The organism is Anaerocolumna sp. MB42-C2 (genome assembly GCF_030913705.1).
Classification (GTDB): Bacteria; Bacillota; Clostridia; order Lachnospirales; family Lachnospiraceae; genus Anaerocolumna.
Genome location: NZ_CP133190.1, coordinates 2,884,938 through 2,905,739 on the forward strand (window position 1 = coordinate 2,884,938; position 20,802 = coordinate 2,905,739).

Below are 20,802 nucleotides of genomic sequence, written 5' to 3' on the forward strand. Positions count from 1 at the left end.
TAACATCCATCCCGTTACTACCCCACTTTTCTCTCTGCCAGCAGACCTTTGATTTCTTCTGTAATTTCTTCCAATTTAACCGGCCCTGTTTTATTAATTCCAAATTTATCATACAGATAATACATCAGTTCTATCCCTTCCGGCACTTTTAGGCTATTATCCTTTAATAAAGCAACATCCTTAAAAAAATCCCTGGTTTCCATATGTCTTACGATCTTACCGTCTTTCATTAAAACCACCTCATCGGATAATTCCGCTATTTTTTCAATATTATGTTCAATAACAACAACTGTCATATTTAATGTTTTCTTTATAATCTCCAAAATTTCAAATACTTCGTCTTTGGATTTTGGATCCAGCATGGATGTTGGCTCATCCAGAATTATCATCTTCGGTTTTGCCGCCAATACCGAAGCAATGGCAACACGCTGCTTCTGGCCTCCTGACAAATCAAAAGGAGGTTTTTCAAGTAAATCCTCCAAATGACAGATTTCACTCACCCACTTTATTCTTTCTTCTATCACTTCTACAGGTATACCAATATTCTCCAGACCGAATGCGATCTCTTCTTCCACGCTCATAGTCGTAAATTGGGCATCCGGATCCGAAAAAACCATACCCGCACTTTCCGAAATCACACGGGAATCACAATCCTTTACGTGTTCTCCGAAAAGAGTTACCTTACCTTTATAAATGCCCGTCATACTGTTAGGAATAATTCCCTTAATGCAGGAGACCAATGTAGTTTTACCGGATTCATTGGAACCTACGATACCCATAAATATATTTTCCCTGATGATAAGATTTAAATGTTCAAAAATATAATCCTTCGCTCCATCGTATTTCCAACATAAATCAGTTATTTCAACCGCGTTCATAATTTCCTCCATTCTTTCACATGCCTTAATGCTTCCTATAAGGCCATACCCCTATAAAATGCTTCCGAACCAAACATTTAAAATTGAATTTTTTAATGCAAAAATATTTACAGAAATTTTTAAGGACACCACACCTATAAAAACTGCAATGGAACAGACCGAAACAATATAATCCAATGTAGTTCTTTTAAATTTTGTCCTTAAATAATCCGGTCTCTTTTGCCCTTTATAGGTTCCTTTGATTTCCGTACCTTTTGCATAAAGACCTGTGCTGATGTCCTCCGAACGCCGGATTGCCAAGGTAAACAACGGAATCATATACATGGGAAAATGGCTTACTTTGGTAAGGAATTTTTCATTTTCCATATCAAGACCTCTTGCTTTTTCTGCTTCCTTTACAATTCCGTAGTCTTCTAAAAACATTCCTGCCGAGCGCAGGGTTAATCCAAGGAAATACGATACTACAAACGGTACGTTCATACAACGAAGTCCAACCAGAATATCTCTCTCGCGATTCGTTGAAAAAAAGAAAATAGATGCCAGCAGCAAAGTGATAATCCTTATATATACCATTACTGCCCATAATATGGAGAATCGATATAATTTAAAACCAAATAGCAGGACCGGAATTTCGCCGTCTAATTTGGTCGGAAAAACCGTATAAGAAAAAGTGATAAAGCAAGCTACTAAAATCATCATAGGAACATATATTTTTAGCTGCTTCATATCAATGCGTGCTATTTTAAATAAACAGAGTGTGCCAAGCAACAGTACCAGATTTATTTCCGGCATCTGAATCAGCAGAGGGATAAAACTCATAACCAGATATAATATGATTCTGGATACCGGATGCAGCACATAGATTGGGGATTTAATCGGCACATAACCTAAAACCGTTTTTCTCATATTTTCGTGTTTCATAATTAACATCCTTCCAAGACATTTCATTTTTTTCTCATTTTAATAATTAATGGATATAAGATTGGGCAGCAGGAATGCTGCCCGTCTACCGTATATGCACTTTTCTTTATGCCCATAAGCCTTTGCAAAATGTTCTAGTTTTCATAACAAGGGGAGACAGGAATTTTAACATGATAACTCCCAAAATTGCAGATGCAATCGTATTGCCCAAGAACCAACCGAGGAAGTTTAGGGGAATACCTGCCGGTGTAATAATACCAAATGCCAGTAATACAAGGTTTCCTTCTGCTGCTCCGATAATATTGGCAATCAACGTACCGAGAATCAGGAAAACCAAATAGTCTTTTGTACTGGTTAACTTAGGATTACATTTCATCTTGCGGAAAAAATATCCTGCAAATGCTGCCTGGGCAAGGTTTCCCGGTATGTACGCCAGGGAAATCGGTAAAGCTGCCGAACCGGAAATCGCATTGGATATCATCGGGAATACTACTCCTGCAATCGCTCCCCAGCCGCCGTACCAGATACAACCTACCGACTGGATTGCCTGACCAGGCCAAAAACAGGAAACAGGTCCAATGGACACGGCAAGACTTCCAAAAGTACCGACTACGATACCTACCCCGGTAAACAATGCCATCATTACAAAATGTGCCAACCCCGGCTTTCTAACTTCGCCCTCTTCAAGTTTCCAAATATTCATATTTCTTCCTCCTTATGGTGTATGTATTTATTGCCTCGCTTATGCGTATTGGCTTTCCTTATAAATAGAGACCCGCTCTGGATATAGCATCACGATCCCCAAGCAGTGCTAAGAGTGTTGATACCCCCGAAATCACCGGGTCGATAACCGATATTCCCGTTATCTCCATAATCTTTTTCTTTGAAACCATTGTCATTCCGGCACATCCGTAGATTACCACTTCCGCCCGTTTTTCTTTTGCTTTATGAATTACTTCAAGTAGTTTTTCCTCTAATACAGAGGTATCAGACAGAAATTCTGCGATTGGGGTATTTATTGTCATCGTACCCGCATTTCGTGCCTGCAGCCCATAACTGTCAATCAGTGCTTCCATCATTGGCTGTGCTTTACTGCTGGCGGCTAATACACTGAATTTATACCCTAACAGCAATGCCCTTGAGAAAGCCGCTTCTGCAATACCAATAACCGGCACCGGCGCTGTCTCCTTTAAGGAATACAGACAGGGATCCCCAAAACAGGCAAGCAGGATACCATCATAAACCGTCATATTATGCTCTTTCAAATATTTAATCATTTCGGCACCGGCTGCCGTATAATCCGCGGAGCTTTCAAGTACCTGAGGGGACCGCTCCAAACTGATTACTTTTATTTCTGCAGTAAACTTTTCCTTGTCAATCGTTTCCTTAATATCCTGTGTCATTTTAGACGAACTGTTTGGATTAATAACTAAAATTTTTTTCATTCTTTTACCTCAAGGAACGGTGCAGGAACTCTCCCGTACCCGGTTTAGCCAGAAATTTACCGTCTTTTGCTATGATTTCACCACGACGCATGGTAAGTACCGGCAGCCCTTTTACTTTTTTTCCTTCATAAATGGACGAATCAATTCCGTAGTGCAAAGTTTCCGCAGATAATATTCCTGCCGCCTCCGGATCAACTAATACAAGATCCGCATCACTTCCCGGCTGGATCACACCTTTTTTAGGATACATACCAAATATCTTCGCCGGATTGGTACTTGTAATCTCCGACAATTGTTCAAGACTTATTCTGCCTGTACCGACACCCTCTGTCATTAGAACGGATAACCGTTCTTCCAAACCGCTTACTCCGTTTGCGATTTTTTTGTAATCATGAATGTAATTACCTGACGTATCCTTCTTAAGAAATCCGGTTTTTTCTTTATCATCATATAAACAGTTATCGGAGCTTACCACACGGAGATTTCCTTTTTTTAGTCCCTCCCATAATGCTTTATTATCTTCCTTATCACGAAGCGGAGGACTGCAGATATAGCGGAATCCGGTATTATAATCATCCATCACTTCTTTTGTCAGATTCAGATAATGCAGGCAGGTTTCCCCGATAATCGGATATCCCTCCTCCTGGGCATCTATAATCGATTTTAAGGCTTCCCTGCAGGTGACATGAAAGATATATAACTCAGTGCCTGTAAATTTTGCATAATAAATCATCTTGGCCGTTGCAAGCCCTTCTGCCACCGGAGGTTTTGACAGGTAATGGTATTTCCAGTCTGTCTTACCCTGTTTCTCGAACTGTTCATCATTGTATTCTGAGATTGCATTATCTTCCGCATGTACCCCCGGTCTTGCTCCCCACTTTTTGGCCTCCAGCATGACACGAAGAATATCTTCGTCCGGAATCATAACACCGGCTTTACGGTAGGTGGTAAACATTTTAAGCGTTGGACATCCGGCTTTTACCATACCTTTAATTTCTCCCAGTATTTCTTCCGTTGCTTCCACAATTTTGGCATGTACTCCATAATCGATGGCTGCGTTTCTCATTTCTGATTTTCTTTCCTCTATCTTCTGAAGAACAGAATCTCCAGGTTGTGTATTCGTAAAATCAATAATGGATGTAACTCCTCCTAACGCCGCCGCTTTGCTGGCACTGTAAAAATCCAGCGGCCCGGTACACCCCATAAAAGGTGCCGCAATATGTACATGCGGATCAATCAAACCCGGAAGTACATATTTACCGGATGCATCAATGATTTCCACCGCTTCCCCTAATACGGAAGCTTCACCCAAAGCCGCTATCTTCTCTTTCGCTACTGCAATATCAGTCTGGCATACCCCGCCGGCTGTCACAACCATTCCGCCTTTAATGATATAATCTAACATTTCTCTTATCCCTTCTTTTTTATGTACCATAATTGAATTAAAAAAACGACAGCCAGGTTTTAACAACCTCACTGTCGTTTTATTTTACTTCTATAAGATATTCTAGAGTATAACACACGGAAAATATACTGTCAATATAGGTATTTTCACTATTTTGATACACAATTCTCATTTTGAGAAATGTATTGTAAAAATATTCCCATATTGAGAATCAAGCTAAAAAACAATTCTTAAAATGATAATTTTTATTAAAATTTTTTTTTAAATTTTTTCAAGAGAGCTTATTGAATTATAAAAATAATTGTTTAAACTAAATTAATCTCTTCAGTTCCTTATTTTTTACCCCAAAGTTATAAGGGCAGATATCCCTGCATTTATGGCAGCTGATCCGCCAGTCTTTTTTCACCTCTCCAAAAGCATAATCCCAACAGGCAGATTGATTTATTTCTACATTATCTATTGCGTGAACAGGACAAATATCTACACATAAATTGCAATCATTACAGATTGGTTCTAATAATTGATCTTCTTCCAACTCCAGCTCGGTTAGAATAACACTAAGCCATACCATACTGCCTTGTCAATTTTGCTGAAATTGTTAATTAAATATTCCAATTTTTTTGTTGTTAGGATTATTTATTTTCTTAGAATATATTTATATTTTTTATCGTCTACTGTAAAAATTAATGACAAAGGATTATTTTCTTCTTCAACTTCTTTTGGGCAATCAATTAGGAATCTAATACCCATTGTTTGCAAAGGTTGAATTGTTGTAATATTAGAATATGTAAATCCTGTAGAAGAATCTTCTGGAACAGTAAATGAATCATAGGTAAATCCATCATTATAATCTGCTTGGATAGTCATTATATCATCACATGCAAGATCCTGTTTTTGTTTATTCTTTACATCTGTATCAACATGAATATATACTTGTCCTGAATCTGCCGCATAATGTGTGTAAAAACCGCTTGTATCATCAGGAAGAACATCATATGTTAACTCGATTTTCTTAATTTTTATTTTCATTCTGTCTGTTGATATAGTATCTCCCTCTTTAATCTCTTTTATAGAAGTATTACTTTCTGTTTCTGTTGATTCACTAGTCGTTGCCTCTGTTTGGTTATCCTTAACTGCTGTTTCAGTATCCTTTAATTCTTTGATCTGTGCCTTTAAATCTTCATTTTCTTTTTCAAGGTCAGTAATTTTCTGTTCCATTTTTTTAACCTCGTCAGAATTAACTGCAACATCACTACTATCATTTTTAGATGTAGAGCAACCCACTAAACCCAAACACAATATAAATGCTATAATTATACATATTTTTTTCATATAGAACCTCCCTCATTTTTGTAATATATATATTATATTATAAAAACTTTTATATTTCTACATTTTTCTAATTCTGGAATAAAACATACCATGTTTTATTTTAATTTTAACGCTATATATCTATAGAGCTCAAATAAAAAACACCTTGCAAATAATAAATATGCAAGGTGCCTGTTGTTCTTTTATAATAAAATTTTATTTAGGAAAATATTTTTTAATTATATTAAATAGTTTGCTACAATAAGTGCTGCAAAAACAATGGAAACCATGGAGGTTAGTTTAATCAGAATGTTGATAGATGGTCCTGAGGTATCCTTGAAAGGATCACCTACCGTATCACCTACGACCGCTGCTTTATGCTGGTCACTTCCTTTTCCGCTATGCGCACCCTGCTCAATATACTTCTTGGCATTATCCCAGGCACCGCCAGAGTTAGCCATCATAATAGCAAGAACGAAACCGGTAACTGTATTACCGGCAAGAAGGCCTGCAACACCCTCCGGTCCCATCAGTAAACCCACTACAATAGGAATGATAACAGCTATCATTGCCGGTGCAACCATCAGCTTTTGAGCCGACTTTGTACACATATCGACACAGGAAGCATAATCCGGTTCTGCTTTGCCCTCCAGTATTCCGACAATCGTCTTAAACTGGCGCCTAACTTCGATTACAATTGACTGCGCTGCTTTTCCAACCGCATCCATGGTAAGTGCTGCAAATAAGAAAGGTAACATACCTCCGATAAACAATCCAACAAGCACTTTTGGATTGGTAATTGCCAAATCCAGATTCAAATCCGGTTTGATCTGATGTACTTTATCAATATAGGAAGCAATCAGTGCAAGAGCTGTTAAGGCAGCGGAACCAATTGCAAACCCTTTCCCTGTGGCAGCAGTTGTATTGCCCAGGGAATCCAACGCATCCGTTCTTTCTCTAACAGAAGATTCCATATGTGTCATCTCGGCAATACCACCGGCATTATCAGCTATCGGTCCATAGGCATCGGTAGCAAGCGTAATACCTAGAGTGGATAACATTCCGACAGCGGATAAGCCTATCCCGTAAAGTCCGGCATTAAAATCACTTGAACCGCCGGAACAATAGTAACTTACAAGAACTGAGATACCTACGATTACAACCGGTGCAACCGTAGAAAGCATTCCTAACGATAATCCGCTTATAATTACAGTAGCAACTCCTGTTTCACTGGAATCGGCCAGTTTCTTGGTTGGTTTATATGTATCAGATGTAAAATATTCCGTGATTGCTCCGATCAAAACACCCGCAATCAATCCTGAAAGAATAGCAATATACAGCCCCATATGGTCAGGAAGCAGTAACTTAATTACAAAAAAGGCTGCAATAACAATAAGTACGGCACTGATATAAGTACCTGTTCTAAGCGCCTGGAGAAGATTCTTCTGAGAGGCGCCCTCTTTTGTCTTAACAAAAAAGGAACCAATGATTGATGCAATTACCCCAATTGCAGCCAGCATCATCGGTACAGAAACACCACTTACTCCATAACCTGCCGCAACTGCAAGCGCCGCAGTTGATACAATGGAACCTACATAAGATTCATAAAGGTCAGCACCCATACCGGCTACATCTCCTACATTATCACCTACATTATCAGCAATAACAGCCGGATTACGTGGATCATCTTCCGGAATTCCTGCCTCTACCTTACCGACAAGATCGGCACCCACATCGGCAGCCTTAGTAAAGATACCTCCGCCAACTCTGGCAAAAAGGGCCATACTGGAGGCACCCATTCCAAAAGTCAGCATATTGGCAGTGATCTGGGTAATACGTTCATCTACAGGCAGATTATGAAACGCTCCGTTCAAGATCAAATACCATATGGAAAGATCTAAAAGACCGAGTCCAACTACCGTAAAACCCATAACCGACCCGGCTGAGAAAGCGACTCTGAGTCCCTTATTCAAACTCAATGAAGCTCCCTGGGCAGTTCTGTTATTCGCCATAGTAGCCGTACTCATACCGATAAAACCTGACAAGCCGGAGAAAAAACCACCCGTTAAAAATGCAAAAGGAGTAAAAAAGCTTAAGTATCCGCAAAACGCCATAATCAATAAAATACAAAAGACAACTGCAAAAAATAATGCGACTCCTGTATACTGTCGTTTCAGGTAAGCATTCGCCCCTTTTCTGACAGCTTCGGAAATGCGGACCATTTCCGGTGTGCCTTCCGGCTGCTTTTTAACACGTAGGAACATACATAAAGCAAAAATAATTGCCGCCAATGATCCCAATGCTACAAAATAAATTGCATTCATTAAAAATACCTCCACGTAAAGTTTATTTAAGACTACTATACATTATAAAACTTTACATGTACATTTTCAACAATAATTATTAATATTTACTTACATATATAATCATATATTACAGGGTTATTTTTTCCAATTGTTTATTTATAATCAATAGTTTAAACAAAATAACCAATTTTTATTGATGATTTTATACTTATGTCACAATCTGAGCTTTTCTGACAAAATACAAGTTTTTTTAAATCAAGTCTTATATTTGCTCCGTATATTTCTTCAGATATTTCTTTCCCACACTAAAGCCTCTGCCTCTTACTTCACTGACACGGCTTATCATAACAAAAGCTTCTTCATCTATTTGATGTACCAGTTTTTCCACTTTATATAGCTCCCTGTTTGAAACAACACTTAGTAAAATATCCGTTTCTTTTTCAAGATACCCTGTTCTCCCGTGCAAAAGCGTTACTCCTCTGTCAATCTCTGAAATGATTGCTTCTTTTATAGCTTCAGCTCTGTCACTTACCACCTTTAACTGCATTTTATTTGTTCCGAGCATAAGAAGCTTATCCAAAACTATGGAATATACTAACACTAAAACAATACCATAAAGAATTTTCTCTATATTACTAAAAGCAGTCTGTAATGTAAGTATAAAGCAATCGGCAGCATATAAGCTTAAGGAAACCGGTATCCTCATATATTTGTTAAGAATCAGCGGCGGTATGTCCATTCCTCCTGTGCTTGCACCTACTCTGATAACCAGTGCAATCGAAGCCCCTATGCACATACCTCCAAAAAGAGTGCATAGAAAAATATCATTTGTCAGCTTAAACTCACCGGTTAATTTTTGTAACAATTCCAAAGCAAACGGATAACAGAAGGTGCTGACTAATGTTGTAAACGCGAAATTTTTTCCTAAAAACAAAAATCCTAATAAAAACATACACAAATTAAATCCAAAAACAAAATATGATACAGGCAGACCTGTAAAATGATTAACACTTATGGCTATACCTGTAGTTCCACCCGTAATAAGCCCGGAAGGCAGAATAAAAAATACTACTCCAGCTGCATAGAGAAAATTCCCTAATATAATTATTATAATATCCAATAGAAATTTAACCTTTTTCATCAATACCTCCATAAGAAAGAATCGGCCTGCCCGGCAGGTTTTAAAGTTTTCATAAAGTCCCGGAGAACCTATCCATAAAACAAAAAAACACGCCTGCTAGTTTTTCCCTAACAGACGTGGATCAAGGCTTTTGCCTAATACTTTTATTTATTTATACCATATCTTTTTTAAAACTTCAATCCCATTTATTTATTTAAGACTGCACTGTTAACATAACGTTACTGTTCTCAGACAATAAACGCGACGTGTTTTTTGTGAGTGTATTGTCACAGAAAACCGGAGAATTGCAGCGTGGGAACGCTGTCTTCACATCTTTTGTGCATCGCGAAGTCTGTTATTGTTTGCGGAACTGCTGCTTTTTGCAGGGGAGTGAACACTAACAACATAACAGTTTCCTTACGGTTTTATAGTTATTTATTGTATCATATACACCCTGACCCCAATATTCATGCCCTAATTCAAAATCATAATAGTTTAAAACAGGGCCAAATACTGCCATGGCTACAGATAAGAGATAATCCTCCAGGCACTCATCCATACTGTAATCTTTTATACCATACTTAAGCAAGGATTCATGGTAGTACTTGAGTACCTTTAAATGGTACTCCGGATCGTCTCTGTAGGGAAATGATACTCTTGTCAAATTCATGATATCAACTGTAGTAATACCCATCCTCCAAAACTGATAATCCGTAAGCAAAGGTCTTTGATAAGAAGATTTAGGAAACATAAAGTTCCAGATGTGTGAATCTCCGTGTATGACTGATATATTTTTATTCTGAACTCTTCTGTTTAAGTTTTTACTTTCAAACATAATAGTATCTGCTAAAGCCAATGGATACACATCAAATATGTCATTATTATAAAATTCAGATGCGTATATTAAAAATTTATCCAAAGCATTCTGATAGTTTTTTATTTTATCATCGATTGTTTTATCGTCCCCCTGCAATCGTTTAAGTTTACTTGCATTTGCACCATTCCAGAAAAATGAATGAAATTTCGCCAGACTCTCTGCCGCATTCAGCCAATACCCTATTTCATTGTGGTTTATATCGTTTGCAGAGCAATAATCATCTGAAATATCATCGAGTATCAGCAGAAAATTCTTCTTATCATCAGATATAAAAGCGTCCTGGCATTTAATAATGGGAAGCTCATCATTTTCATTTACATTTCTGTAAAACTCTATCTCATGTTTACTCCATTTATCAAATGCATTTGCCTTCGCGCCAATGATAGGCATTTTTAAAAAGAGTTTCTTGCTATAAAATTTTTCACTGCTGTCTTTCCAGGAAATTAATAATTTAATAATTCTTGCTGTATCTGTTGCCTTATCTTCCAGTATTATTTTCGATTGTATCGTATTATCCGAAGTCAAATGTAATATTTCGTTTAGATAATCGTCTGAAAAAACCGGCGCTGATTGAAAAATCTGATCGTGGTAATTTTTTTTATACTCCATTTGCTTTTCCCCATCCTTTATATGATTAAAATGAATATCACAATTTCTGACATCTGTCTATTGTTAAAATACTCCCTATATAGCAGCAGCGAACTCTCTGGAGGTCTTCCGATATGCCGTAGGTGATATCCCTCTTTTAGACTTAAATTGCTTAATAAAATAAGTGTCATATTCAAAACCGGTTGAACGTGCAATTTCATTCAGGCTCATATCTGTATGGGTCAGAAGATCCGACGCAATTTTCAATCGGTGGGACAATAGGTACCCCATTGCTGTACATCCGCATCTTTCCTGAAACATTTTATTGAGAGACACACGATTTAAGTGCGCGCAATTGGTTAAATCTTTTAAGCTGATTTTATCAGAATAATTTGTGTGTATATATGCTAAAACTATATCAACGGGTGATTGTCCGCTTAATCTGTTTAAATCCTCAAGTAACCCTGTAATTTGTATGAGGTATTTTTTAATTCTGCATACCCAGAGTGTATCACTTTGTGCATATACTTCTGTGCCAAGAACAAAAAACCATTCCAGCAATTGCGGATATGCTCTTTCCGTTATATGGTAAATTCCGTTATGTGCAGCATCTCTTTGAAAAAGCGAAAGAACCGTTTGAATTTTCATGTTGGGTTTAATGAACTCCCTTGTTTTAGAAATCGGAATGGAGCTAAGAGAATCCGGATGAAAACTGAAGGACTGAGCGGAAACATTATCCTTTTGGATCACCTGTATCGTATCCTCTTTCGTCAGGCAAAGAACACCGGGTGCAGAAATTGTAATTGGGCGCTCGTTCAACAGCCCTTTTATACTTCCGCTTGTAACAAATACCAAAGTAAACCGTTCCGGATTGGGAAGATTATTAAAATCTTCTGCCGGAACAAATTCAATATATACAGTTCTGTTTTTATGTCGGTCAATTTGCGGCATGGTTCTCATCTCTCCTAACATATAGTATAGTAAAATGCTTCACATATAACATTGTATCACAAATTTCCTAACGATATAATAGTATCGTAAATTATTGTTAATTAAATTACTAATAAAGAAAGGTGGTAGTTATGGGAATTAACATAGCAATAAATGGTTTTGGGAGAATAGGAAGACTTGCATTTCGACAGCTTTTTAATACAGAGGGATATAGCATTGCAGCGATTAATGACCTAACCAGTCCGCAGATGCTTGCACATCTGCTGAAATACGATACGACGCAGGGGCGTTATGACGAAAAGATTGATTATAGTGAGAACAGCTTAATCGTGAACGGTATGGAGATTCCAATCTATGCCGAAAAAGATCCCAAAAACCTCCCTTGGAAAGAATTAAAAATTGATGTTGTTCTGGAGTGTACAGGCTTTTTTGCATCAAAAAAAGCGTCGGCTGCACATATTGAAGCAGGTGCAAAGAAAGTACTGATATCTACAGCCGCAGGTAAAGATGTTCCCACAATAGTTTATGGTGTAAATGAACACACACTGACGAAAGATGATACTATTGTATCGGCTGCTTCCTGTACTACGAACTGCCTTGCCCCAATGGTATATCACTTAAATGAGCTTGCACCTGTCAAAACTGGATTTATGACAACGATCCATGCCTACACCAATGATCAGAATACCCTTGACGGTCCTCATGCCAAAGGCGACTTACGCCGTGCCCGCTCTGCCGCCGGCAACATTATACCGACTTCAACCGGGGCGGCTAAAGCAATCGGGTTGGTTATCCCTGCCTTAGATGGTAAACTGGATGGTACCTCTCAAAGGGTCCCGGTAATGACTGGTTCACTGACAGAACTGACCGCTGTTGTGGAGGGTTTCGTAACAGCAGCACAGGTAAATGAAAAAATGCAGCAATCACAATCCGATGAATACGGATATACAGATGATCCGATTGTATCGTCCGATATTATCGGCATGAATTACGGAGGTTTATTTGACGCAACTCAGACGAAAGTATCAAAATTTGATTCCGATACCCTGGTTAAAATCGCAGCCTGGTACGATAACGAAAACTCCTTTACCAGCCAAATGATCCGAACCGCAAAATACCTTGCTAAATTATGATTTTTAACGGATTATAATATCCTCATATCAAAACTCGTTATTTTAGATTGAAGCGACGGCATTATGAATGGAACTCCTAAAGTTAAGTTTATCTAACCTTAGGAGTTCTATTCATTTACCGGTTCTGTTTTCTTATAAGTAAAAGCGCCTGTTAGGTTTCTCTAACAGACGCAGTTAAATTACTTGAATATTTCTTTAGGATTGATTGTCTCTGGAGCCGGATTCACTTTTTTGTCGGTTTTCGCTTTCTTCCTTTTGTTCTTTTATATTCTTTTTAAAATTCTTAATAGCACTATCTACATGATCCATTAGTTCCCGCCACTGTTTATCCGACATCTTAATATTTCTTTCACTGTCATTTTCCAATTGTTCATCCAGCTCTTCCTTGACGTTCTCTATCCATTTCAGTCTTTCATTTTTAAAAGTCTCAAACAATCCTGTATTTGTGTTATTATTTTTGTTCTGTTCCATTGCTGATAAATTACGGTTGTATTGTGCATTAGTCCTTGATATTTCCATGAAAAATCCTCCTTCATTAATGGGCTGACATTTACAGAAAAATGTATAAAATTTTCTGCCTATGGTGCTTATCGGATATTTTTCTGGAAAAATTAACCGTATTTATTTCACAATGTTAACCAAACCCTCTTTTCTTGGAGCAGCCTCCGGAAGTGGTTTACTACTATATCCCAGAACAGCTGAACCAGATACTTCATAATCTTTTGGCACACCTAATTCAGAAAGAATACTTCTTACCTTGGGATCTTTCCCAAAATACGCTAATATATGAACCCAACAGGAACTGATCTTAAGAGAATGGGCAGCTAAGAAAATATTTTCAAGAGCTACTGCACAATCTGCTTCCACGGTAGCCGAAGTTTTATCATAAGCTGTTATAATTACAGTGGGAGCATTATAAAAAGGATTAAAATCCGGATTACTTCCCACCTTTTTGAAACGTTCCTCCGATGAATTTAACATCTGTTCTTTCACTGCAGCAATCAGTTTATCCATTTTTTCTTTATTTTGCACTACAGTAAAATGCCAGCCCTGTTTCCCCATACCGCTTGGAGCATATTCAGCCGCCTCCAATAGTATGTTTAAGTTTTCGTCAGAAATCTGCTCCTCCGTAAAGGATCTGACACTCCTTCTTGTTAAAATATTCTGAATTACTTCGTTCATAACATTCTCCTTTCGATACTATGATTGTTAGATAATTACGAAACTATACTTTTGTCTCTATATACAATTTCAGAACTGATTTCCGCCCTATGTGCATAGAAGCTAAAACAAGTATCAATTGTACTTTATATTAGAGTAACTACATTATTCGCTTTTCCATATTATTATCTCTTATTTCACAATTCGTAATCATAAATCCAGCTTTGACTAATTCATAAATTTGTGGGGGTTAGGTATATCAATTGTTCCTTACTCCTGTTTTCTAAAAACAGACGGTATATCCGTAATAAAAGTTAAAGAACATACATGTTTCCGAACAATTTATTTAGGCTGGAAAAAAAGTGCGGATTTATCTTCTTCTGCCAAACTTTTTAAAGACTTTTTAATAGACTTCATCTTTAGAACAAATCCCGGCTCAATTACCGATACATGATTCTGTTGCAAAGTACAGCAATCCAAGTAGCTGCAATAAAATTCCTAAGAAAGATGCCCCACTCCATCCATAATGTGCATATATATAACCGCCGGCAGATGAACCGATTGTTCCTCTTATAAAAAAGATAGCCATAAATACGCCATTCATCCTCCCTCTCTTTTCAGAACCCCAACCATATATTTTTTGTTGTCCGAGCACAAGATTACCGGAGACGGAACAGTCTAACAACGCAGCAGAAAAGCAAAGCAGGATCAATGAAAACAAGGTATCTTTACTATAAATATGCGGTATTAAAAACGAAATTGATGCCATAATAAATGCCATACCCGTAAGTTTATTTGACCATTCCCGGTCTGCTAATCGTCCTGCTACCGGTGCGGCTAATGCTCCTGCTACTCCTACAAATGCAAACAATGCGATTTCCTGCTGTGTATGATGAAAATTATATGACAGCCATTGCGGTGTAACTGTCCAAAATAAGCTGAATGTTCCAAATAAAGCGGCCTGATGATATTGAATTATGTATCGATCTCATCTTTGCACCAATATTTTATCGATTATTGATTACAGGTGACGAACTTAATTCTGATTACATTTTAAAAATTATTGATGTTTCCTTATCAGGTCTTCTTAAAAAATAATCGGTCTTGTGTTTATATTGTTATAAGATAAATGGGCTGTTATAATATACAAATCTGTCTTGATCAATTACATTCCAGACCCAGAATCGAGAGATTTCTAATTTTACAACAGCCCCTGGCGCCGGTGGCTGTCCCTTCAGTGATCATGCTGATACACAATAGTTGAAGGGAGAAGTGATCCGGATGTATCATTTTAAATCAAATCAGAGCAATACGAAGCGCTCTATCCAGATGTGTTTTTAACTGGTCTGAGGACATCTTCATCCCCGCTTCTACCCATTGAATTAACATTCCATTCAACCCCCCAAGACTATAAGCTAACAATAATAAAAGCGTTTCATCGTCAAGATTAACCTCCGGTTTCACTTTTCGAAATAGAAGCGGTGCCATCTCTCCCTCTATCCTATAAATTAGATCCAGCATTTTGTTTTTCTTAAGCAGTTTTAAGAAAACCTCATGCTGTTTCCAGAATTCAAAGTACATCATAGCAACTTCGGTATAGTGCAGCGGTATTGCCTCCGCTACTGTATTCATAAAATCCTCTGTCAGAGAATGCATATATTCCTTTATTATATCTTCTTTTGTTTCATACAAACGATAGAATGTCCTGCGTGACAGTTCAGCCTCCTGGCAAATTTGAGTCACCGTAATCATTAAATAATCATTTGTCTCCATCAGCTTAAGCAATCCATCCGTCAGCATTTTTTTGGACTGTAAGGCTATCCTGTAATTCATCCTGTTCATATATACTCTCCCTTATGTGTCACGTCTTATATGAAAATGTAACACTATATTGTCTCCTATTGTAAACTTCATACTAACTCATTATAATTGATTTTATAATATGCGTCAATTGTAGCACATTAAAAAAGGAGGAATAAAGAAATGGCTTATATAAAAAACATAACCGGAATACAGCAGCTTGATTTTCAGATAAACCGGGTATTAACCTATGGAGAACTGGCTGGCGATGCAGAGGAAATCGTTGCAAAAACACACAGCATTAAAGATTTGGCAACCTGGTTTGAAGTATGGTCTGCTCTCGGGAATAAGTATCAAAATACTACCCAGTATTTACGTGCCGCATATGCCTACCGAATGGCTGAATTCTTTCTTAAAGAAAACCACCCGCAGAAAAACCTTATGTATGAATTATCTTATAAATACTTTCATTTAGCCTTTAGACAAATGAAGCTAAACTATACTATACACGAAATACCCTATATGAATTCATACATCCACTGCCTTTCTTTTAAATGTGAAAAGGAAAGAAGTGTTTTGTTGATTTGCGGTGGTTACGATTCTTTTATTGAAGAATTTGTACCTGCTTTAATTGACTTTACAAATAACGGATACACTGTGATCCTGTTTGAAGGCGGCGGGCAGGGAAAAACATTAAAAAATGGGCTCACTTTTATGGCTGAGTGGGAAAATCCAACCTCCTGTGTCCTGGATTATTTTAATATAAAATCATGCAATATGATAGGTATCTCCTGGGGCGGATATCTTGCCGTCAGAGCCGCGGCTTTTGAGTCCAGAATCAGGGCAGTGGTTGCATATGATGTCCTTGAAAACGGTTTTCTCTGTTTAACTTCTGTATTTCCTCGAATGATAAAATACATGGTACGATTTCTTGTTCTGCATAAAAAGGAGAAAAACGCAAATCGAATGCTTAATTTTCTCAGGAAGAGGAGTATCATCGCTGATTGGGCTATGATGCAGGGAATGTATATCACCGGTACAAAAACGCCATATGATTTTTACCGAGAATTATTAAAACACTGTTTGCCTCAAAACGTGTGTGACCGGCTTACTTGTCACGTATTACTGCTTGCCGGAGAAAAAGACCACTATATTCCAGGTAACCAGTTTTACCGATTAGCAAATAAAATTAAACATACAAAAAGTCTGACCACACGAATATTCACAGAAGCAGAGGGGGGTGAACAACACTGCCAGATTGGGAATCATCAGTTAGCTGTTAACGAGATCCTTAATTGGCTAGAACATATTGAGAACTAATTCATCCTATGTGTTCTCTTGTACTGTCAGATTCAGGTATCTTTACTTCACTTAATGGTTACGGTTATGTTCCATTATATGAAATCAAAATGATTTCTTTCCAGGGATTGGGAAAAATCCGGAAATGCAGGCTTTAAACACTTATCTATGCAGACCTGTTCCGCACCCCTGACATTTTGTAACGTCTCCGGATGTTTCCTTAATCTCTGTTTTTCTTACTTTTTTATCGATTCTCTACTTTCTTATAAAATCTAATTCTTTCGATAATGTCTTTCTAACCGGACAGTTTTCTGCTAATCTAATAACTTCCTGCTTATTCTCGTCTGAAATACCTTATTCAAACGAACATCTTGCGAATCATTCCGCTTATTGATTTTAAAACACCCCTTATTAAGAGTTATTGCGTCGGAAATGTTACATCAAAGAATTTACGGCTACAAATTATATAATTTGCTATATCAGCTATTTATATCATTCTTTTTCCGACAGCGTCGGAGTCTTGTATATATCCTGTAACCATTGTATAATCGGTCTTTTTATGAATGTTTTATAATGGCTGAAAAACAACTTTTGTAAGTGAATATTTATCAATTCAATTTTCACGTTAAAAGCACCTCGTTAACGAACAAAAAATCCCCAAAACATTTCTGTTCTGAGGATTTGAATTTTATTCTTATTATCTCTTTGAGAACTGAGGAGCACGACGAGCTGCTTTTAAGCCGTACTTCTTTCTTTCTTTCATTCTTGGATCTCTTGTTAAGAAACCAGCTTTCTTTAAGGTTGGACGATAATCCTGATCAGCATGTAATAATGCTCTGGAAATACCATGTCTGATTGCACCAGCCTGGCCAGTGAATCCACCTCCGCGCACGTTTACAAGAACGTCAAATTTATCAACTGTATCTGTAATAACCAATGGTTGGCGAACGATTAATTTTAATGTTTCAAGTCCGAAATATTCATCCATACTTCTTTTATTTATAATTACCTTACCAGTACCAGGTACTAAGTAAACTCTAGCAATACTGCTTTTTCTTCTTCCGGTTCCGTAATATTTTGCCTTAGCCAATGTAATTTCCTCCTTTCAACCTCTTTGATTAATATTTAATCTCTAATACTTCTGGTTTCTGAGCTGCGTTATCATGCTCTGGGCCAGCGTATACGTGTAATTTTGTGATCATTTGTCTTCCTAAAGGTCCCTTTGGAAGCATTCCTTTAACTGCAATGTTAATTGCTTCACCAGGTTTTTTAGCATTTAATTCTCTTAATGTGGTTTCTCTCATACCACCTACATAATCAGAGTGATTGTAATAAATTTTTTGATCTAATTTCTTTCCTGTTACTTTTATCTTATCAGCATTTACAATAATTACATAATCACCAGTATCAATGTGTGGTGTGTAAGTTGGTTTATTTTTGCCTCTTAATATCTTTGCAATTTCGGATGAAAGACGTCCTAATGTATGACCTGTAGCATCTATTACATACCATTTTCTTTCGATCGTAGCTGGACTAGCCATAAAGCTTTTCATTGGTTACCCTCCTTAGATTAATTAAAATCTCAATAATTATCATTAATTTATGTTAAAATACTCTACCGGGGCTTGGTTTAAGTATTCTCACGTCACATCTAAATATTATAATACATTCCACCTGGCGTGTCAATAGATTTTCTGCGGTTTATATACGATTTTCCAGATATTTATATTAATAATCATGCTACAAAATGAGCTGTTTTATACTATAGTTACACTTTAATTCCATCCATTTACTGTTAATGCATCCAGATCCGGATAATCTACTTTGAGCAGGGTTAATCCCTGGGCAGGTGCTTTGGGTCCTGCAACCAGCCGGTCTCTTTTATTCAATATCTCCAGAACATGATTAGGTGGATAAATCCCAAGTCCTACCTTTATTAAAGTTCCTACAATAATTCGTACCATATTATATAAGAATCCGTTGCCGGATATGGTTATCTGAATCATTTCTCCGCTTTTTTCCACATTTATATCATAAATCGTCCGTATTGTATCCGTAACCTGAGTTCTGGTAGAACAAAAACTTTTAAAATCATGTTCTCCAATCAGGTATTTCGCCGCTTCGGACATGGCTTCTGCAAGTAATGGATAATAAACAAAATGTGTGTACAGCCTTTGGGTAGGCAAGGGAAATCGGCTGTTTAATATGCGGTACTGATAGGTTTTTCTACTATTACAGAATCTTGGATGAAAATCGCCCGGTACCTCTCTGGACTGTTGTATCACAATATCCCTCGGCAGTCTCTGATTTAATGCAAAGGATATCTTTTCACCCGGTATTTTAGTCTCCGTATCAAAAACAGCAACATTTCCGATAGCATGTACACCGGAATCCGTCCTGCTGGCTCCGATTACAGTTATTGATTCCTTTAATAAATCACTTAAATGGCGGTTTAATACTTCTTCAACGGTAATCCCATTGGGCTGTATCTGCCACCCGCAATAGTTTGTCCCATCATAAGCTACTACTAACATAATTCTTTTCATATAAACTCCAAACTATTCTACTGAAATATAAAATTAAAAAGATTTTAGACAACTAAATACTCCGCATTGATCTGTATTTTCTTTTCTAATATTCTATATAATTCTTATTTTTCTATTTGATACGAAGTCAGAAGTCCTTTAAACATAGAATTGTAAATGGATTATCTATAAGGACTATATTTTCGCATGTAATATTACCTTATTATTTATTAACTCTAATCGTGTTTTAATACTCCCGTAGATCATCTATATAGAATTTAATACAAATATAGCAGCTACATAAAGAATAAGTACAAAATAGGCCACCATATCCCTTGTTACATATTTCAGAGGTTTCATTTTAGTTCTTCCCTCGCCGCCGCGGTAACATCTGGCTTCCATTGCCATGGCTAAATCATTGGCACGCCGGAAAGCGGATACAAACAACGGTACTAATAAAGGAATAAGACTTTTTGCCCTCTTCATTAACCCACCGGACTCAAAATCTGCCCCTCTTGCCATCTGTGCTTTCATTATTTTATCCGTTTCCTCCATTAGAATCGGGATAAAACGAAGTGCGATGGACATCATCATAGATATTTCATGTACCGGCACCTTTATTTTGCGAAGGGGCCACATTACACTTTCCAACCCATCCGTTAGATGGTTCGGCGTGGTTGTAAAGGTCATAAGAGAAGAGCCTAATATTAAAAACACCAGTCGCAATCCCATTAATACGGCTGTTTCAATCCCTTCCCTGGTAATTTTTATAACACCCAACCGATATATTTCGGTCCCCGGAGTTAGAAATAAATTAAACATAACAGTAAACAGCATAAGTACAAGGACAGCTTTTAACCCTCTTACAATGAAACGAAAAGGGACTTTAGATACTTTTATAATACCTGCTAAAAATAAAACCGCAAGTATATAACCGTAATAATTCCGAAACATAAATAAGGAAAAAATATATATAATTGTTCCGATTAATTTTACTCTTGGATCCAATCTGTGAAGAATGGAATCTGCCGGATAATATTGTCCTATGGTAATATCTCTGATCATTTTTTATCTTCCTTTTT

21 protein-coding genes are annotated in these 20,802 nt (G+C 37.2%); 2 read left to right on the forward strand and 19 right to left on the reverse strand.

Annotated features, from left to right (window positions below):
- Positions 1–17: 17 nt before the first annotated feature.
- The 11 genes from RBU59_RS12590 to RBU59_RS12640 form a co-directional block, all read right to left on the reverse strand.
- Positions 18–878 carry an energy-coupling factor ABC transporter ATP-binding protein gene (locus tag RBU59_RS12590; protein WP_308148217.1) on the reverse strand — a complete coding sequence of 287 codons (861 nt, stop codon included), beginning with the start codon at positions 876–878 and terminating at the stop codon, positions 18–20.
- 51 nt (positions 879–929) lie between these two features.
- Positions 930–1,799: an energy-coupling factor transporter transmembrane component T family protein gene (locus RBU59_RS12595; RefSeq protein WP_308148218.1), complete on the reverse strand. Its 870-nt coding sequence runs from the start codon at positions 1,797–1,799 to the stop codon at positions 930–932.
- A gap of 106 nt (positions 1,800–1,905) precedes the next feature.
- The gene (locus RBU59_RS12600) at positions 1,906–2,502 is read right to left on the reverse strand and encodes a hypothetical protein (RefSeq protein ID WP_308148219.1); all 597 of its coding nucleotides are present in this window, start codon (positions 2,500–2,502) and stop codon (positions 1,906–1,908) included.
- Positions 2,503–2,560: 58 nt separating this feature from the next.
- Positions 2,561–3,244: an aspartate/glutamate racemase family protein gene (locus RBU59_RS12605; RefSeq protein WP_308148220.1), complete on the reverse strand. Its 684-nt coding sequence runs from the start codon at positions 3,242–3,244 to the stop codon at positions 2,561–2,563.
- A 4-nt stretch (positions 3,245–3,248) separates the two neighbouring features.
- Positions 3,249–4,649 (reverse strand): dihydropyrimidinase, encoded by a 1,401-nt coding sequence (hydA, locus tag RBU59_RS12610; protein WP_308148221.1) that lies wholly within the window; start codon positions 4,647–4,649, stop codon positions 3,249–3,251.
- A 310-nt stretch (positions 4,650–4,959) separates the two neighbouring features.
- Positions 4,960–5,220, reverse strand: coding sequence for a 4Fe-4S double cluster binding domain-containing protein (locus RBU59_RS12615; protein ID WP_308148222.1), 261 nt, complete (start codon positions 5,218–5,220; stop codon positions 4,960–4,962).
- A 65-nt stretch (positions 5,221–5,285) separates the two neighbouring features.
- A complete protein-coding gene (locus RBU59_RS12620) occupies positions 5,286–5,981 on the reverse strand; it encodes a hypothetical protein (protein WP_308148223.1) in 696 nt (231 codons plus the stop codon).
- A 218-nt stretch (positions 5,982–6,199) separates the two neighbouring features.
- A complete protein-coding gene (locus tag RBU59_RS12625; protein WP_308148224.1) occupies positions 6,200–8,284 on the reverse strand; it encodes a sodium-translocating pyrophosphatase in 2,085 nt (694 codons plus the stop codon).
- Positions 8,285–8,528: 244 nt separating this feature from the next.
- Positions 8,529–9,407 carry a YitT family protein gene (locus tag RBU59_RS12630; protein ID WP_308148225.1) on the reverse strand — a complete coding sequence of 293 codons (879 nt, stop codon included), beginning with the start codon at positions 9,405–9,407 and terminating at the stop codon, positions 8,529–8,531.
- Positions 9,408–9,783: 376 nt separating this feature from the next.
- Complete coding sequence (locus tag RBU59_RS12635) at positions 9,784–10,872, reverse strand: hypothetical protein (protein WP_308148226.1); 1,089 nt, start codon at positions 10,870–10,872, stop codon at positions 9,784–9,786.
- Between the two features lie 75 nt (positions 10,873–10,947).
- The gene (locus tag RBU59_RS12640; RefSeq protein ID WP_308148227.1) at positions 10,948–11,802 is read right to left on the reverse strand and encodes a helix-turn-helix domain-containing protein; all 855 of its coding nucleotides are present in this window, start codon (positions 11,800–11,802) and stop codon (positions 10,948–10,950) included.
- A gap of 131 nt (positions 11,803–11,933) precedes the next feature.
- Between RBU59_RS12640 and gap the strand changes: the two genes are divergently transcribed.
- Positions 11,934–12,935, forward strand: a complete 1,002-nt coding sequence (gene gap / locus RBU59_RS12645; RefSeq protein ID WP_308148228.1) for a type I glyceraldehyde-3-phosphate dehydrogenase — start codon at positions 11,934–11,936, stop codon at positions 12,933–12,935.
- A gap of 195 nt (positions 12,936–13,130) precedes the next feature.
- Here the strand turns inward: gap and RBU59_RS12650 are convergent, their stop codons facing one another.
- From RBU59_RS12650 to RBU59_RS12665, 4 genes are all read right to left on the reverse strand, one after another.
- Positions 13,131–13,454, reverse strand: a complete 324-nt coding sequence (locus tag RBU59_RS12650; RefSeq protein WP_308148229.1) for a hypothetical protein — start codon at positions 13,452–13,454, stop codon at positions 13,131–13,133.
- Between the two features lie 102 nt (positions 13,455–13,556).
- A complete protein-coding gene (locus RBU59_RS12655; RefSeq protein WP_308148230.1) occupies positions 13,557–14,117 on the reverse strand; it encodes a nitroreductase family protein in 561 nt (186 codons plus the stop codon).
- Positions 14,118–14,532: 415 nt separating this feature from the next.
- Positions 14,533–15,075: an MFS transporter gene (locus RBU59_RS12660; protein ID WP_308148582.1), complete on the reverse strand. Its 543-nt coding sequence runs from the start codon at positions 15,073–15,075 to the stop codon at positions 14,533–14,535.
- A gap of 317 nt (positions 15,076–15,392) precedes the next feature.
- Entirely contained in the window at positions 15,393–15,938 is a 546-nt protein-coding gene (locus RBU59_RS12665) for a TetR/AcrR family transcriptional regulator (protein WP_308148231.1), read from the reverse strand.
- A 141-nt stretch (positions 15,939–16,079) separates the two neighbouring features.
- On the opposite strand from RBU59_RS12665, the gene RBU59_RS12670 reads away from it, so the two are divergent.
- Entirely contained in the window at positions 16,080–17,216 is a 1,137-nt protein-coding gene (locus RBU59_RS12670; RefSeq protein WP_308148232.1) for an alpha/beta hydrolase family protein, read from the forward strand.
- Between the two features lie 676 nt (positions 17,217–17,892).
- Here the strand turns inward: RBU59_RS12670 and rpsI are convergent.
- The 4 genes from rpsI to RBU59_RS12690 form a co-directional block, all read right to left on the reverse strand.
- Entirely contained in the window at positions 17,893–18,285 is a 393-nt protein-coding gene (gene rpsI / locus RBU59_RS12675) for a 30S ribosomal protein S9 (protein ID WP_308148233.1), read from the reverse strand.
- A 28-nt stretch (positions 18,286–18,313) separates the two neighbouring features.
- Positions 18,314–18,748, reverse strand: a complete 435-nt coding sequence (rplM, locus tag RBU59_RS12680; protein WP_308148234.1) for a 50S ribosomal protein L13 — start codon at positions 18,746–18,748, stop codon at positions 18,314–18,316.
- A 222-nt stretch (positions 18,749–18,970) separates the two neighbouring features.
- The gene (truA, locus tag RBU59_RS12685; RefSeq protein ID WP_308148235.1) at positions 18,971–19,741 is read right to left on the reverse strand and encodes a tRNA pseudouridine(38-40) synthase TruA; all 771 of its coding nucleotides are present in this window, start codon (positions 19,739–19,741) and stop codon (positions 18,971–18,973) included.
- Between the two features lie 246 nt (positions 19,742–19,987).
- Positions 19,988–20,785, reverse strand: a complete 798-nt coding sequence (locus RBU59_RS12690; RefSeq protein WP_308148236.1) for an energy-coupling factor transporter transmembrane component T family protein — start codon at positions 20,783–20,785, stop codon at positions 19,988–19,990.
- Between the last annotated feature and the right edge of the window lie 17 nt (positions 20,786–20,802).